The 15051-nt window shown below is 66.9% G+C and carries 10 protein-coding genes; 5 read left to right on the forward strand and 5 right to left on the reverse strand.

Annotated features, from left to right (window positions below; all coding sequences use genetic code 11):
- The first annotated feature begins 37 nt into the window (after positions 1–37).
- From R9J51_RS16620 to R9J51_RS16635, 4 genes are read left to right on the forward strand one after another with little or no spacing between them, the layout of a single operon-like run.
- Positions 38–1321: an efflux RND transporter periplasmic adaptor subunit gene (locus tag R9J51_RS16620; RefSeq protein WP_179505130.1), complete on the forward strand. Its 1284-nt coding sequence runs from the start codon at positions 38–40 to the stop codon at positions 1319–1321.
- A complete protein-coding gene (locus R9J51_RS16625) occupies positions 1318–4455 on the forward strand; it encodes an efflux RND transporter permease subunit (RefSeq protein ID WP_179505131.1) in 3138 nt (1045 codons plus the stop codon). Before R9J51_RS16620 ends, R9J51_RS16625 begins: the two co-directional genes overlap by 4 nt.
- Positions 4452–7646 (forward strand): efflux RND transporter permease subunit, encoded by a 3195-nt coding sequence (locus tag R9J51_RS16630; RefSeq protein ID WP_179505132.1) that lies wholly within the window; start codon positions 4452–4454, stop codon positions 7644–7646. The genes R9J51_RS16625 and R9J51_RS16630 overlap by 4 nt, the downstream gene beginning before the upstream one ends.
- Complete coding sequence (locus R9J51_RS16635) at positions 7646–9124, forward strand: efflux transporter outer membrane subunit (protein ID WP_179505133.1); 1479 nt, start codon at positions 7646–7648, stop codon at positions 9122–9124. Before R9J51_RS16630 ends, R9J51_RS16635 begins: the two co-directional genes overlap by 1 nt.
- Here the strand turns inward: R9J51_RS16635 and R9J51_RS16640 are convergent.
- A complete protein-coding gene (locus R9J51_RS16640; protein WP_179505134.1) occupies positions 9076–10698 on the reverse strand; it encodes a tannase/feruloyl esterase family alpha/beta hydrolase in 1623 nt (540 codons plus the stop codon). The two genes, R9J51_RS16635 and R9J51_RS16640, sit on opposite strands and share 49 nt — an antisense overlap.
- Before the next feature lie 325 nt (positions 10699–11023).
- Here R9J51_RS16640 and R9J51_RS16645 point away from each other — a divergent pair, with 325 nt between their 5' ends.
- Positions 11024–11338, forward strand: a complete 315-nt coding sequence (locus tag R9J51_RS16645; protein ID WP_218847393.1) for a hypothetical protein — start codon at positions 11024–11026, stop codon at positions 11336–11338.
- Positions 11339–11351: 13 nt separating this feature from the next.
- Here R9J51_RS16645 and maiA read toward each other — a convergent pair whose 3' ends face one another.
- Genes maiA through hppD form a run of 4 tightly spaced genes read right to left on the reverse strand, consistent with a single transcriptional unit; the run spans position 11352 to position 14965 of the window.
- Complete coding sequence (gene maiA / locus R9J51_RS16650) at positions 11352–12008, reverse strand: maleylacetoacetate isomerase (RefSeq protein WP_179505136.1); 657 nt, start codon at positions 12006–12008, stop codon at positions 11352–11354.
- Entirely contained in the window at positions 12001–13293 is a 1293-nt protein-coding gene (fahA, locus tag R9J51_RS16655; protein WP_432787597.1) for a fumarylacetoacetase, read from the reverse strand. Before fahA ends, maiA begins: the two co-directional genes overlap by 8 nt.
- The gene (locus R9J51_RS16660) at positions 13290–13859 is read right to left on the reverse strand and encodes a VOC family protein (protein ID WP_248290555.1); all 570 of its coding nucleotides are present in this window, start codon (positions 13857–13859) and stop codon (positions 13290–13292) included. Before R9J51_RS16660 ends, fahA begins: the two co-directional genes overlap by 4 nt.
- Positions 13859–14965 carry a 4-hydroxyphenylpyruvate dioxygenase gene (hppD, locus tag R9J51_RS16665; protein ID WP_179505138.1) on the reverse strand — a complete coding sequence of 369 codons (1107 nt, stop codon included), beginning with the start codon at positions 14963–14965 and terminating at the stop codon, positions 13859–13861. Before hppD ends, R9J51_RS16660 begins: the two co-directional genes overlap by 1 nt.
- Positions 14966–15051 lie beyond the last annotated feature (86 nt).

The raw sequence follows: 15051 nt of genomic DNA on the forward strand, positions 1-15051 counted from the left end.
GGACCGTCGAGTCGCAGGTGTTGCAAGGGTTTGCTAAATGAGCGCTGCCGACGCGAGTACCCCCGTTTCCCCGGATCAAGAACCGCCCGTTCATCGCTCTGCCAACCGCAAACGCACGGTCCTGATCGCACTGGTGATTATCGCCGTGTTCCTGGGCCTGGCCCTGGGCGCGCGCTGGCTGGCCAAGGGCGGCGGTGACAAGCGCGGTGGCCGGCCGCCGGCCGCCGTCAATATCGCGCCCGCCACCAAGGCCGATGTGCCGGTGACCGTGGCCGCGCTCGGCACGGTGCAGCCCATCGTCACGGCCACCGTGCGCACCCAGCTTTCGGGCGTGCTGTTCAAGATCATGTTCCAGGAAGGGCAGATGGTCCGCCAGGGGCAGGTCCTGGCGCAGATCGATCCCCGGCCCTATCGCCTGGCGCTCGACCAGGCGCGCGCCAACTTCGCGCGCGACGAGGCACAGCTGGTTTCGGCCCGCCTCGATCTCAACCGCTACCAGACGCTGCTCAAGCAGGATTCGATCGCCAGCCAGCAGGTCGATACCCAGCGCGCCACGGTGGGCCAGCTGGTCGGCACCGTGGCGGCCGATCGCGCCGCCATCGGCACGGCCGCGCTCAACCTGGACTACACCGCGATCAAGGCGCCGATTTCCGGCCGCGTGGGCATTCGCCAGGTGGATATCGGCAATTACCTGACCCCGTCCGATACCAACGGCTTGGTGGTGATCACCCAGGTCGATCCCATCGACATCAGCTTTGCCCTGCCCCAGACGCAGCTTTCCGCCATCGGCCAGGGCGCTGGCGCCGGCAGCGGCTTTCCGGTGGAAGCGCGCGATCAGAACAGCGCCACCCGCCTTGCCACAGGCCGCTTCCTCACGTTCGACAACCAGGTGGATGCCACGACCGGCACGGTCAAGGCCAAGGCGCGCTTTGCCAATGCCGGCAACATGTTGTTCCCCGGTGCTTTCGTGAATGTCTCCATGCTGGTGCAGACGCTGCATGACGTGGTCACCGTGCCGGTCAGCGCGGTGCGCCACGGCAGCCAGGGCGATTTTGTCTTCGTGGTAAAGCCTGACAACACGGTGAAGCTCACCGTCGTCAAAGTCGGGCCCACGGCGGGTGATCGCCTTGCCATCCTGTCGGGCCTAGATGCCGGCACGCCGGTGGTGATCGAAGGCGCCGATGGCCTGGAAGACGGCGCCAGCATCAACAAGGGCGGCAAGCGCGGCGGCGCGGGCGGTAACGGCGGCAATCGCGGCGGCGGCAACGGCCAGCATCATCGCCGCGCCAATTCTGGCGCCAATTCCGGCAACGCGGGATGAACACGCCCGCGCCTGACGCGCCCGCCCCTGCCCAGCCCGGCGGGCCATCCCGCCTGTTCATCCTGCGCCCGGTGGCAACCACCCTGCTGATGGTGGCGATCCTGCTGGCGGGCTTGGTGGCCTATCGCATGCTGCCGCTCTCGGCCCTGCCGGAAGTGGATTATCCCACGATCCAGGTGACCACGCTCTACCCCGGCGCCAGCCCCGATGTGATGGCGCTGACCGTTACTTCCCCGCTTGAGCGGCAGTTCGGCCAGATGCCGGGTTTGACGCGCATGACCTCGGCCTCCTCGGCCGGGGCATCGGTGATCACCATGCAGTTCCGGCTCGACCTCTCGCTCGACATTGCCGAGCAGGAAGTCCAGGCGGCGATCAATGCGGCCAATACTTTGCTGCCCACCGACCTGCCGGCCCCGCCGATCTATGCCAAGGTCAACCCGGCCGACGCCCCAATCCTGAGCCTTGGCATCACTTCGAAAAGCCGGCCGCTGGGCGAAGTGCAAGGCATTGTCGAACGCCAGTTCAGCAACAAGATTTCCCAGGTTTCGGGCGTCGGCCTTGTCTCCATGTCGGGCGGGCAGCGCCCGGCCGTGCGCATCCAGGCCAATGTGCCCGCACTCGCCGCGCGCGGCCTGTCGCTGGAATCGATCCGCAGCGCGATTGCCAATGCCAACGCCAATGCCGCCAAGGGCAGTTTCGACGGGCCGACCAAAAGCTGGACGATCGATGCCAACGACCAGCTATCCGACGTGGCCAGCTATCGCAACCTGGTGGTGGCCTTTGCCAATGGTGCGCCGGTGCGGCTTTCCGACGTGGCCAACGTGGTCCAGGCCACCGAGAACACGCGTCTTGCTTCGTGGATGAATGGGCAGCCGGCCGTGGTGCTCGACGTGCAGCGCCAGCCCGGCGCCAACGTGATCGGCACGGTCGATGCGATCAAGGCCTCGCTGCCCGAACTGGAAGCGCAACTGCCGGCCGACGTGCACGTCACGCTGCTGACCGATCGCACCGCCGGCATTCGCTCATCCGTGGCTGACGTGCGGATGGAACTGGTTCTGGCGGTGGTGCTCGTCACGCTGGTGATCTTCCTGTTCCTGGGTTCGCTGCGCGCCACGGTGGTGGCGTCTATCGCCGTGCCGCTCTCGCTCGTGGGCGCCTTTGCGGCGATGTATTTCCTGAATTTCTCGATCAACAATCTCACGCTGATGGCACTGACCATCGCGTCGGGCTTCGTGGTCGACGATGCCATCGTCGTCCTGGAAAACATCGCCCGCCATATCGAGCTGGGCATGAAGCCGTTCGAGGCCGCGCTGAAAGGCGCCAGCGAGATCGGCTTTACCATCATCTCGCTCACCGTTTCGCTGATCGCGGTGCTGATCCCGCTGTTGTTCATGGGCGACGTGGTCGGCCGCCTGTTTCGCGAATTTGCCGTGACGCTGGCCGTCACCATCCTGATTTCCGCGCTGGTCGCGCTCACGCTGGTGCCGATGCTCTCGGCCCGCTGGCTCAAGCCCGAACATGAAGAACGCCAGTATCGCATCACCCGCGCCACCCGCGGCTGGTTCGATAACCTGGCCACCCGCTACGTGTCGGCGCTCGATTGGGTCATGGCGCGCAGCGGACTGACCATGGCGGTGTTCGCCGCCACCCTGGTCATCACCGGGGTGCTGTTCTGGGTGATCCCCAAGGATCTGTTTCCCGAGCAGGATACCGGGCAGATCGCGGTCACGACCGTTGCCGGCCAGGACATCGGCTATACCCGGATGAGCGCGCTGCAACAGCAGGTGGCGCAGGCGCTGCTGGCCGATCCGGCCGTGGACAGCCTGAGTTCCTCGGTGGGGGTGGACGGGCAGAACCCCACGCTCTCGCAAGGGCGCATGGTGGTGAACCTGAAAAGCGAAAGCGACCGGGGCAACCTTTCCAGCGTGATCGACAGCCTCACCCAGGCGACCAGCGGCATCGTGGGGGTGAAAACTTATTTCCGCCCGGTGCAGGACCTGACGATCGACACGTCAACCGGGGTCAACGCCTATCGCTTTTCGCTGCAAGGCGCAGACGAGGACCTGGTCAACCAGTGGGGCGAGAAGCTCGCCGGGGCTCTCAAGAACGATGCCCATCTGCAAAACGTCACGTCCAACGTGATGGGCGGCGGCCAGGCGGTGACGGTGGACATCAACCGCGACATCGCCGGGCGGCTCGGGCTGTCGGTGCTGACGATCGACAATGCGCTGTATGACGCCTTCGGCCAGCGCATCGTGTCCACGATCTATACCCAGTCCAGCCAGAACCGCGTGATCCTCGAAGCGCAGCCCGGCTCGGTCACCAGCCCGCAGGCGCTGGGCGAATTGCGCATTCCGCTAAGCAACGGCACCACAGTGCCGCTGTCCACCGTCGCGGCCATCCACACCGGCCCAACTGCCCTTGTCGTCAGCCGCGAGGCACAGTTCCCCGCCGCCACGATCGGCTTCGACCTGGCGCCGGGCGTCTCGCTGGGCAAGGCGGTTTCCGTGATCGAACGGGCCGAGCAGACCATCGGCATGCCGGCCGCCATCACCACCAATTTCTCGGGCGCGGCGTCGGCGTTCAAGTCCTCGCTCTCGAACGAATTGTGGCTGATCCTGGCCGCGATCGTCGTGGTCTATATCGTGCTGGGCGTGCTCTATGAAAGCTTCGTCCATCCCATCACGATCCTGTCCACCCTGCCCTCGGCCGGCATCGGCGCGCTGCTCGGCTTGTGGCTCACCGGATCGGGCCTTGGGGTGATCGGCATCATCGGCATCGTGCTGCTGATCGGCATCGTCAAGAAGAACGCGATCATGATGATCGACTTCGCGCTGGAAGCCATGCGCGAGGAAGGCGCCGATCCGGACCATGCCATCCGCCAGGCTGCGCACTTGCGCTTCCGCCCGATCATGATGACCACCTTTGCCGCGCTGTTTGCCGCGCTGCCGCTGATCTTTGGCGGGGGCATGGGCCATGAACTGCGCCAGCCGCTGGGCATCGCCATTGCCGGCGGCCTGATCTTCAGCCAGGTGCTCACCCTGTTCACCACGCCGGTGATCTTCCTGGGCCTGGAACGCTGGCGCGAGCGGCGCGAGAAGCACCGCGCCAACCCTGCGCCGCGCCCGGCATGACCATTTCCGCGCCTTTTATCCGGCGCCCGGTCGGCACGCTGCTCCTCACCATCGGCTTGATGCTGGCGGGCGTGGCGGCCTTCTTCAACCTGCCTGTAGCGCCGCTGCCGGCGGTGGATTTCCCCACGATCATGGTTCAGGCCAACCTGCCTGGCGCCAGCCCCGAAACCATGGCGTCGACCGTGGCGGCGCCGCTGGAACGGCATCTGGGCACGATTGCCGGGGTAACGGAAATGACCTCCCGCTCGGGCGTCGGGTCAAGCCAGATCACGCTGCAGTTCGATCTGTCGCGCAACATCGATGGCGCCGCGCGCGATGTGCAGGCCGCGATCAACGCCGCACGCGCCGATCTGCCCGCCACGCTCAAAAGCAATCCCAGCTATCGCAAGGCCAACCCCGCCGAAGCGCCGGTGCTGATCCTGGCGCTCACCTCGGACACGCGCAGCCCTTCGGAAATCTATGATGCCGTGTCCAACGTGGTGCAGCAGAAACTGCTCCAGGTGCAGGGCGTGGGCAATGTGGAACTGGGCGGCGCGGCGCTGCCGTCGGTGCGGATCGAGGTCAATCCGCTGGCCCTTTCGCGCGCCGGCATTGCATTGGAAGACGTGCGCACCGCACTGCAATCGGAAAGCGCCAATCGCCCGCGGGGCATACTCGATACCGGCAATGGCAGTTTCCAGGTCTATTCCAACCAGGCCGGGCGCCATGCGGCCGATTATCGCGATACGGTCATCGCCTGGCGCAATGGCGCGGCGGTCCGCCTGTCCGACATTGCCAACGTCACCGATGGCCCCGAAGATGTGCGCACCATGGGGCTGTTCAACGGCAAGCGCGCGGTGCCCATCCTGATCAGCCGCCAGCCCGGCGCCAATATCGTGGAAACGGTGGATGCGCTCAAGGCGCAGTTGCCCGCGCTCAGGGCGGCGCTGCCGCCCGACATTCATCTGTCGATCGGCTCCGATCGCACCGCCACGATCCGCGCCTCGCTGCACGAAGTGGAAGTGACGCTGCTGATCGCCACGCTGCTGGTCGTGCTGGTGGTGGGACTGTTCCTGCAATCCTGGCGCGCCACGCTGATCCCGGCGGCCGCCGTGGTCGCCTCGCTGCTCGGCACGCTGGGGGTGATGTACCTGGCGGGCTTCTCGCTCGACAATCTCTCGCTCATGGCGCTCACCGTCGCCACCGGGTTCGTGGTGGACGATGCCATCGTCGTGGTCGAAAACATCAGCCGCCATGTGGAAGAAGGCATGGCACCCATCCCCGCTGCGCTGCGCGGCGCGCGCGAGGTGGGCTTTACCGTCATGTCCATCTCGGTCAGCCTGGTGGCGGTGTTCGTGCCGCTGATCTTCATGGGCGGCCTCGTCGGGCGGCTGTTCCGCGAATTTGCCCTGACCATGTCGGTCGCCGTGGCGATCAGCCTGGTCGTGTCGCTTACCACCACGCCGATGCTCGCCGCGCGCCTGCTCGATGGCCAGGAAAGCAAGAGCTGGGTGATGCGCAAGGCGCGCGCCTGGGTCGAATGGTCCGAAGCGCGCTATGCCCGCAATCTCGATTGGGCGCTGGCCCATCGCGGCCTGGTCATGCTGGTGCTGGTGCTGACCGTGGCGCTCAATGTCTGGCTCATCGCCATCGCGCCCAAGGGCTTTTTCCCGCAGCAGGATACCGGCGGCCTGATGGGCGGCGTGCGCGCCGACCAGTCGATTTCCTTTGCCGATCTCCAGGACAAGCTCACCCGCATCACCCGCATCGTGAAATCCGATCCGGCGGTCGATACCGTGGTCTCGTTCGCCGGCGGATCGCGCGCGGGCGGCGGGTTCCTGTTCGCCACGCTCAAGGATCGTTCGCAGCGTCCGCCCGCCACCGAAGTGATCGCCCGGCTGCGGCCCAAGCTCGCGCGCGTGCGCGGGGTCAGCCTGTTCCTCAATCCGGTCCAGGATCTCCAGGCCGGTGGGCGGCAGACCAACAGCTCCTATCAATACGTGCTCAAGGCCGATCACGCCGATGTGCTCCAGGCCGCCGGGCAAAAGCTGGTCGACGCGCTCAAGACCCATGGCGACCTGATCACCGACGTCGATATCGACCAGCAGGATGCCGGCGCCGATGCCTTTGTCGAAGTAGACCGCGATGCCGCCGCGCGGCTGGGCATCCCGATGCAGACGGTGGACGCCACGCTTTATGACGCGTTCGGCCAGCGGCAGGTGGCCAATATCTATTCCGGCCTCAACCAGTATCACGTGGTGATGGAGGCCGATCGCCAGTTCAATGGTTCGCCAGAGGCGTTGAACAACATCTACCTGCCCGTGGGCAATGCGATCAGTTCGGCCAGCTCGGCCGCCAATCTCACCGGATCGGGCGGTGCAGCGGCCGGCGGCGCCCTGGTCGCGAGCGGCAGCGCCGTCAGCACAAGCGCCCGCACGATGACGCCGCTTTCAGCCATCGCCCGCTGGAACACCGGCTCCACCGATGCCTCGGTCAGCCATTCCGATGGCGAACCTTCGGCCACGATCTCGTTCAACCTGCCGCCGGGCGTTTCGTTGGGCCAGGCCTCGCAGCTTATCGCGCAAGTGCAGGCAAGCCTTGCCCTGCCCGCCACCGTGCACGGCGAATTCGGCGGCACGGCCAAGGTCTTTGCCCAGTCCACTGCCAGCATGCCGCTGTTGATCGTGGCCGCGCTGGTGGCGATCTACATCGTGCTGGGCATGCTCTATGAAAGCGCGATCCACCCGCTCACCGCGCTCTCCACCATCCCCTCGGCCGGGGTGGGGGCAATGATCGCGCTGATCGCCAGCGGCGGGCAGTTCGACATCATCGCCCTGATCGGGATCATCCTGCTGATCGGCATCGTGAAGAAGAACGCGATCATGATCATCGATTTCGCGCTGGAGGCCGAGCGCAACGAGGGCCTTGCCCCGGTGGACGCCGTGCGCGAGGCCTGCCTCAAGCGCTTCCGCCCGATCCTGATGACCACGCTGGCTGCCGCGCTCGGCGCCTTGCCGCTCGCCATCGGCTTTGGCGACGGGGCCGAACTGCGCCGGCCGCTGGGCATCGCCATCTTCGGCGGTCTTGTCGCCAGCCAGGTGCTGACCCTGATGACCACCCCGGTGGTCTATCTCGCCCTCGACCGCTTCCGCCGCCGCCCCCGCCCCCGCCGTGCGGCGCCGCCGGCCCCCATCCAAGGAGTACCCGCCTGATGCGCGCGCCTTCTTCCCGCCTTTCCGCGCTCGTCATTCCCGGCCTGCTGCTTACCGGCTGCTCGATGGCGCCGGCCTATCGCGTGCCCACCAGCGTGGCGATCCCGGCGCAGTTCAAGGAAGAGCCAGGCTGGGCCGTGGCCACGCCATCGGATGCGCTGGCCCGCGGCGCCTGGTGGGACTTGTTCCGCGATCCCGTGCTCGATGATCTGGAGCGGCGCGTTGCGGTCACCAACCAGAACGTGGCGAGCTATCGCGCCGCGTACCAGGCCGCGCGCGGCCTCGTCCAGGTGCAGCGCTCCGCCCTGTTTCCCTCGCTCACCGGTTCGGTCAGCGGCACCCGCTCGCAAACCTTCGAGGGTGAAACCGTGACCGGCGGCACCGGCGCGACCACCACCAACACCGGCGCTGCGGTTTCGCGCTATTCGCTGTCCATCGGCGCCAGTTGGGAGCCCGACCTGTGGGGTCGCCTCGGCAACACGCTGAGCCAGGCCAAAGCCAGTGCCCAGGCCAGCGAGGGCGACCTCGCCAACGCCACGCTTTCCGCCCAGGGCGAACTCGCCACGAACTATGTGCAGCTTCGCGGCATCGATGCACAGCGGGTGCTGCTCGATCGCACCGTGGCCGATTATACCCGCGCGCTGACCATCGCCACCAACAAATACAATGCGGGCACCGTTGCGCATTCCGACGTGTTCGAGGCGCAGACCACGCTGAGCAATGCCCAGGCCACGCGCGCCGATCTCGATCGCCAGCGCGCCGTGCTGGAACACGCCATTGCCGTCCTGGTGGGGGAAAATCCCTCCACGTTCGCGCTGGCGCCGGTCGAATGGCAGCCGGTCGTGCCCGAAATCCCGGCGCAAGTGCCCGCCGCCCTGCTGCAACGCCGGCCCGATATCGCCGCGGCCGAACGCCGCGTCGCTGCCGCCAATGCCAATGTCGGCATCCAGAAGGCCGCCTATTTCCCCCAGGTCACGCTGTCGGGCAGCGTGGGCACCAACAGCAGCGTGATCGACCAGCTGTTTCGCGCGGCCACCAGCCTGTGGTCGCTGGGCGTGAGTGGCGCGATGACCCTGCTCGATTTCGGCGCCCGCCACGGCGCGGTGGTGCAGGCGCGCGCGCAGTATGACCAGACCGTGGCCACCTATCGCCAGACCGTGCTCACCGCGTTCCAGCAGGTGGAAGACAATCTGGCCGGCACGCGGGTGCTGGCCCAGGTGGCGCAGCGCCGGACGGAAGCGACCGCTTCGGCAAGCAAGGCCGAAACCATCGCCAACAACCAGTACCGCAATGGCCTGGTCGATTATGCCTCGGTCATCACCGCGCAGACCGCGGCGCTTTCGGCGCGGCAGACGGAAATCCAGGCGGTGATCGATCGCCAGACCGCCGCCATTTCCCTGGCCCAGGCCGTGGGCGGCCGGTGGACCGATCAGCCGCCCCCGTCAGTGCCCCCCGCGCCCGCGTCAGCGCAGGAATAGCTTTCCGCCAGCGCCGGATCACCCCCGCGATACCGGGCGTAAGACGGCCAGGGGCAGAGCGGCCGCGCCGCCGTGCCCGCGCTGCGCGTGGCCACCACGCCAGCGGGCGCCTTGCCCTGTTCCACCCAATCGACCACGGCGCCCAGCAGATCGAACCGGTCGAACGCATCGCCGCCGCGGCAATGGGCCATGCCCGGCACCATGTAGAACCGGCTGCCCTGCGCCCAGGCCGCGCCGTTGCTCTTCCCCGCCCGCTGCCAGTAATCGAGCGTGTCGAGCGCGGAGAACCACGGGTCGCTGACACCATGGTAAAACAGCACCTTGCCCTGATGGCCCAGGAACGTGCCGAGGTCGGTCCAGCCATCGGTATCGGTCAGCGCCTGCATCCAATCGGCCCGGATCACGGCAGCGCGGGCATCGAGATCGATCGCCAGGTCACGATTGGGTGGCCCCAGGATATCGCTCCGCCCGTCGGCGATATAACCGGAAATCGGCCCTGCCGTATCGACCACGCCGGTATCGAACGGCACCGGGGCATAGAGCGGATGGCCGGCCGCGTCGCGTGGCCCGGCAAAGGCGCGGGTGAGCGCATTCACCTGGCCCGCGCTCAGGCATCCGCTCTGCTGGCCTTCCCGGCACTGCAGCGCGGCCGGGCGAAAGTGACACTGCGCCACGGCCATGATCATGCCATCGGCCCGCCCGTCCAGCGCATCGCATTGCGCCAGCAAGCCGTCACGGATCGTCTTGCGATCGGCCGGGGAAAAGGCCTTGTCGGGCATGGGCAGCCCCTGCGGATCGCGCGGCGCGGCCTGGTTGAACATGACCTTGGCATAAGACGTGCCCAGGTTGGAAAAGCCGGTGCGCATGGCCGGCGCGCCGATCACCAGGCCATCGAACAGCGTGGGATAGCGTTCCATGGCCAGCATCGTCTCGCGCCCGCCGGTGGAGCAGCCCGCCATGTAGCTGCGTGAGGGCGCCCGCCCATAGAACCGCGCGGCAATCGCCTTGCCCAGTTGCGCCACGGCCGGCACGGCGGCTTGCGCGAAATCGAGCGTGGCGCGCTGGTCGGCACGGAATGCGGCATCGAACACGGCGCCCTGGTGTCCGCTGTCATGGCTGGCCACGGCAAAGCCACGCGCCAGTGCCGGCACCGTGCCGGCCGCGTCGCTGCCCACTGCCGGCCGCACCATGCCGTTGAGCCCGCCCCCGCCCTGCAAGAGAAAGCGGCCGTTCCAGGCAAGCGGAAGGTTGACTTCGAAACGGATGCCATAGGGCTTCCCATGGGCGCCCGTGCGCGGATCGATCACGCCGGTCACCTGGCAATGGGCGGGCAATGCGGGCATCGTCTCGCCTTGCACCGCGGGCGCGGCGGCACTGGCCGGCACCAATCGCGCCGCCAGGATCTGCACGGGGCGGCCGCCGTCGGCTGGCGCAAACCGTGCGCCGGCCAGCGCGGGGCAGCGCTTGGCCAGGGCCGTCGTTGGCGCGCCATGGGCCAAAGCCACGCCTGGCACTGCCAGCATGGCCATCAGCATGGCAGGCCGTGCGGCCATCAGGCCCATTCGCTTGGCCATTCCCTATCTCCCGGTCATCCCAACCTTCACGTTTGTTAGGATTTCCCTGGCTTCATTTCATAAAAGGCCGTGGCCTTCAATCCCTTCGCCACTTTGCACCCGGCATGCCCGCCCGGCTCGTGTCTGCGCACGGCGTCAGGTACTCAGCCGATCGAGCAATTGGTGCAATGCAATATATCGGATCGCAAGCACATGCCGCCATTTTGGCAAGCAATTGCTTTTTGGCCCCAAACGTCTATGGTTTGGTCCGGGACCGCTTCTTTCGACTGGCAGAAAGTTTCATTTGGCACCGCAATAACACGGCGCCAACAACACGGGGGCCGCCATGCACATCGATTGGACGGAGCGCGCCTGGCTGGAATGGTCCGCACCCGACGCCGATCCAGGTGAGGATGGCCTGTCACCGTTCCCAAGCCCGACTTTCACGAGGGTGGAAAGCGTGCGCCCTGAACCCTTGGCCAAAATCGTCCGGCTGATGCTGCGCTGGGACCTGGATACCCGCAGAAGTTTTCGCGTCGTCACCGAAAAGGGCCTGGTGCTCAATGCCAGCAGCCTGGAAGAGACAGTCAAGGATGGACGGTTTCCCTTTCCCGTGCCGGCCATGCCAATCCCGATCGCGCCGCTTTCGCCCGGCGATTAGCGCGCTCTAAGCGTCAGGACGGATCGGCATCGGCCTGCGCGGCCGGATGTGCCATGGCAAAGGCGGCAAGGCCCGCGCAGCGGGCGTCGATCGCCACCAGACGGGGATAGGCGCCCAGGCCCACGCCAAACCGGCGCGCAGCGTAAATCTGCGGCACCAGGCAGCAATCGGCAAGGCCGGGCGCATCGCCAAAGGCGAAGGCCCCACCCCATTGTGCCACCATGGTTTCCAAGGCGGCGAACCCATCGCCCATCCAGCGTGCCAGCCACGCCGCAACCTGCGCCTCATCGGCACCCAGATCGCCGCGCAAGGCCTTGAGCACGCGCAAGTTGCCCAACGGATGGACGTCGCAGGCAATCACCTGGGCCATGGCCCGCACCCGCGCCCGCCCCAAGGGATCGGCCGGCAACAGCGCGGGCTGGGCCTGGGTTTCCTCCAGCCATTCGATGATCGCCAGCGATTGGGTAAGCGGCGCTTCCTGGCCCTCCCCCGTGTCCAGCGCCGGTACCAGGCCTTGCGGATTGCACGCGCGATAGGCCGCTGCGGCTTGCGCACCAGTGCGCAGATCGTGCGCCACGGTGGCATAGGGCAAGCCCTTGAGCGCCAGCGCGATGCGCACGCGCCATGCCGCGCTGGATCGCCAATAACCGTGCAGCGTCAGGTCAGGCATGGCGCGCCGCCGCGATCCGGCCCACGCACGGGCCAAAGCCGATCGTGGCATAACCGTCCCGCTCGGCCCGCGCGTGCAGCGCCAGTTCGTCCCCGTCCTCCAGAAACGTGCGGGTTTCCCCGCCGGGCAGGGCCAGCGGCGCCTTGCCCCCCTGGCTCAGTTCCATCAGGCTGCCTGCGCTGTCTGGCGTGGGCCCCGAAAGCGTGCCGGTGCCCAGCAGATCGCCCGCGTGCAGATCGCAGCCGTTCGAGGCATGGTGCGCCACGATCTGCGCGGGTGTCCAATACATCGCGTCAAACGCGTTGCCCTGGCTCAGCCGATGCGGCGCCAGCCCCGCCGCGCGCATCGCGGCGGTGTGCAGCGTGGTTTCCAGCGTGATCGACAGCGCGCCCTCCCAACCTTCGCGCAGATAGGGCAAAGGCTGCGGATCGCCGTCGGGCCGGGGCGCAGCGGCCATGCGAAACGGCGCCAGCGCCTGCGCGGTGATCACCCAGGGCGATACCGTGGTGGCAAAGTTCTTGGCCAGGAACGGCCCCAGCGGCTGGTATTCCCAGGCCTGGATATCGCGCGCAGACCAATCGTTGAGCAGGCACAGCCCGCCGATCCGGTCCCAGGCCGTGTCGATCGGCACCGGCTCGCCCAGCGCATTGTCCCCGGCGATCCACAGGCCCAGTTCCAGCTCGTGGTCCAGCCGGCGGCACGGCGCATGCACCGGCGCTGGCGCATCGGGCGCCTTGAGCTGGCCCCACGGCCGCGTCACCGGCGTGCCCGAAACCCGCACGGAAGAGGCGCGCCCGTGATATCCGATCGGCACGTGCTTGTAGTTGGGCAGCAGCGGATTGTCCGGCCGGAACAGCTTGCCGATGGCCGTGGCGTGGTGAATGCCCACGTAGAAATCGGTGTAATCGCCGATGGCAAAGGGCAGATGCAGCGCCACGTCCTCGCTGCGATGGAGGTGCGGCGTCACTTTCAGCCGGCACCGCTCGCTCGACAGCAGCGCAAACAGCGCATGGCGCAGCGCCACCCGCTCCGCCTCGTCCAACGCAAACAGCGCGTTGAGCGTGGGCTGGGCCAGCGCCGTGGCCAAGCCCAGCGGCAAAGCGCCATCGGCGGCAAGGCCCGCCAGGTCGAGCACATGGTCACCGATTGCCGTGCCGATGCGCCGGGGCTCGCCCTCGCCCAGGGAAAACACGCCAAGCGGCAAGTTCTGCACCGGGAAATCGGGATGGCCGGCAGCGCCCTCCACCCAGCTTTGCGCGCGGGGATCGTGGGTATGGTCGATCACGCCTGCGGCTCCTCGCCAGGCTGCTCGTGCAACCAAGCAGCGTGGCGCGGCGCACGGCGGGTCTGCGCCCATTCTTCCAGCATGGCCGGGGCCACCTCGCGCGCCTTGGCCACTTGTTCGTCCGTGCCGATGTCACACGCCAGTTCCAGCCGATGCCCATTGGGATCGAAGAAATAGATCGACTTGAACAGCCCGTGCCAGGTGGGGCCAAGCACATCGATGCCCTGCGCCTCGATATGCGCCTTGGCGCTCAGCAGCGCGGCCTCGTCCGCCACCTTGAACGCCAGATGCTGCACCCACGCGGGCGTGGCCGGATCGCGGCCCATCTCGGGCTGGTTGGGCAACTCGAAGAAAGCCAGCACATTGCCGCCCCCGGCATCGAGAAACACGTGCATGTAGGGATCGAACGCGCCGGTGGACGGCACGTGATCCTCGGCAAAGGCAGTGGTATAGGCCATGCCCAGCACGCGGGCATACCATTCCACGGTTTCCTTGGCATCGCGGCAGCGATAGGCCGCGTGGTGCACCCCGCCCAGCAGCGGGGCCTGGGTCTGGGCCATGGCCATCAGGCGTCCTCCCCCACTTTCAGCACGCCACGGCGCAGCTGGTCGCGCTCCATGCTTTCGAACAGGGCGGTGAAATTGCCTTCGCCAAAGCCCTCGTCCTTCTTGCGCTGGATGAATTCGAAGAACACCGGCCCGACCTGCGTTTCGGAAAAGATCTGCAGCAGCAGGCGCGGATCGCCCTGCAAGGTCGAGCCATCGAGCAGGATGCCGCGCTTTTGCAATTCGTCCACCGGCTCGCCATGGCCGGGCAGGCGTTCTTCCAGCATCTCGTAATAGGTGGCCGGCGGCGCGCTCATGAACGGGGTGCCGCTGACCTTGAGCGTGTCCCATCCGGCAATCAGGTCATCACAGGCAAAGGCGATGTGCTGGATGCCCTCGCCGTTGTAGGCGCGCAGGAATTCCTCGATCTGGCCGCCGCCCTTCTGCGATTCCTCGTTCAAGGGAATGCGGATCTTGCCATCGGGCGCGGTCATCGCCCGGCTGGTAAGGCCGGTATATTCGCCCTTGATGTCGAAATAGCGGATCTCGCGGAAGCCGAAGACGCGCTCGTAGAAGCTGGCCCAGTGCGCCATGCGCCCGCCATAGACGTTGTGTGTGAGGTGATCGATGGTGTGGAAGCCCGCGCCCTTGGGCTGGCGGTCCACGCCGGGCAGATACACGAAATCGATATCGTAGATCGAAAGATCGCCGAACTGCCCACCGTGATAGCGGTCGACCAAATAGATGATCGACCCGCCAATGCCGCGAATGGCGGGAATGCGCAGTTCCATCGGCCCGGTCTGCACTTCCACCGGCTCGGCCCCGCGGTCGAGCGCCGCGGCATAGGCCTTGGCCGCATCGCGCACGCGCCAGCCCATGCCGCAGGCCGAAGGGCCATGCTCGGCGGCGAAATAGGCGGCCGGGCTGCGGGTCTCATAGTTGGCGATCAGGTTGATGCCGCCCTGGCGCCACAGTTCCACATCCTTGCTGCGGTGGTTGGCGATGTGGGTAAATCCCATGCGCGCAAACACCGGGCCAAGGCTGCCGCGTTCGGCGCTGGCAAACTCGATGAACTCGAACCCATCAAGGCCCAGGGGATTGTCGAAAAGATCGGTCGATGCGGCCATGGCGCGTGTCTCTCCACCAGCAGGTGCCGGCCATCAACAGCGGCCGGCTTGACCCTGGCAGTCTACTCCAAAGCCGATGCACGTTC

Source organism: Novosphingobium rhizosphaerae (assembly GCF_050920675.1).
Classification (GTDB): domain Bacteria; phylum Pseudomonadota; class Alphaproteobacteria; order Sphingomonadales; family Sphingomonadaceae; genus Novosphingobium; species Novosphingobium rhizosphaerae.

Coding starts and splice junctions, on each gene's coding strand:
- hppD (WP_179505138.1), bottom strand. CDS start 14,965: ATGGCCGCATCGACCGATCTTTTCGACAATCCCCTGGGCCTTGATGGG.
- R9J51_RS16630 (WP_179505132.1), top strand. CDS start 4,452: ATGACCATTTCCGCGCCTTTTATCCGGCGCCCGGTCGGCACGCTGCTC.
- R9J51_RS16635 (WP_179505133.1), top strand. CDS start 7,646: ATGCGCGCGCCTTCTTCCCGCCTTTCCGCGCTCGTCATTCCCGGCCTG.
- maiA (WP_179505136.1), bottom strand. CDS start 12,008: ATGCCTGACCTGACGCTGCACGGTTATTGGCGATCCAGCGCGGCATGG.
- R9J51_RS16660 (WP_248290555.1), bottom strand. CDS start 13,859: ATGGCCATGGCCCAGACCCAGGCCCCGCTGCTGGGCGGGGTGCACCAC.
- R9J51_RS16620 (WP_179505130.1), top strand. CDS start 38: ATGAGCGCTGCCGACGCGAGTACCCCCGTTTCCCCGGATCAAGAACCG.
- R9J51_RS16625 (WP_179505131.1), top strand. CDS start 1,318: ATGAACACGCCCGCGCCTGACGCGCCCGCCCCTGCCCAGCCCGGCGGG.
- R9J51_RS16645 (WP_218847393.1), top strand. CDS start 11,024: ATGCACATCGATTGGACGGAGCGCGCCTGGCTGGAATGGTCCGCACCC.
- R9J51_RS16640 (WP_179505134.1), bottom strand. CDS start 10,698: ATGGCCAAGCGAATGGGCCTGATGGCCGCACGGCCTGCCATGCTGATG.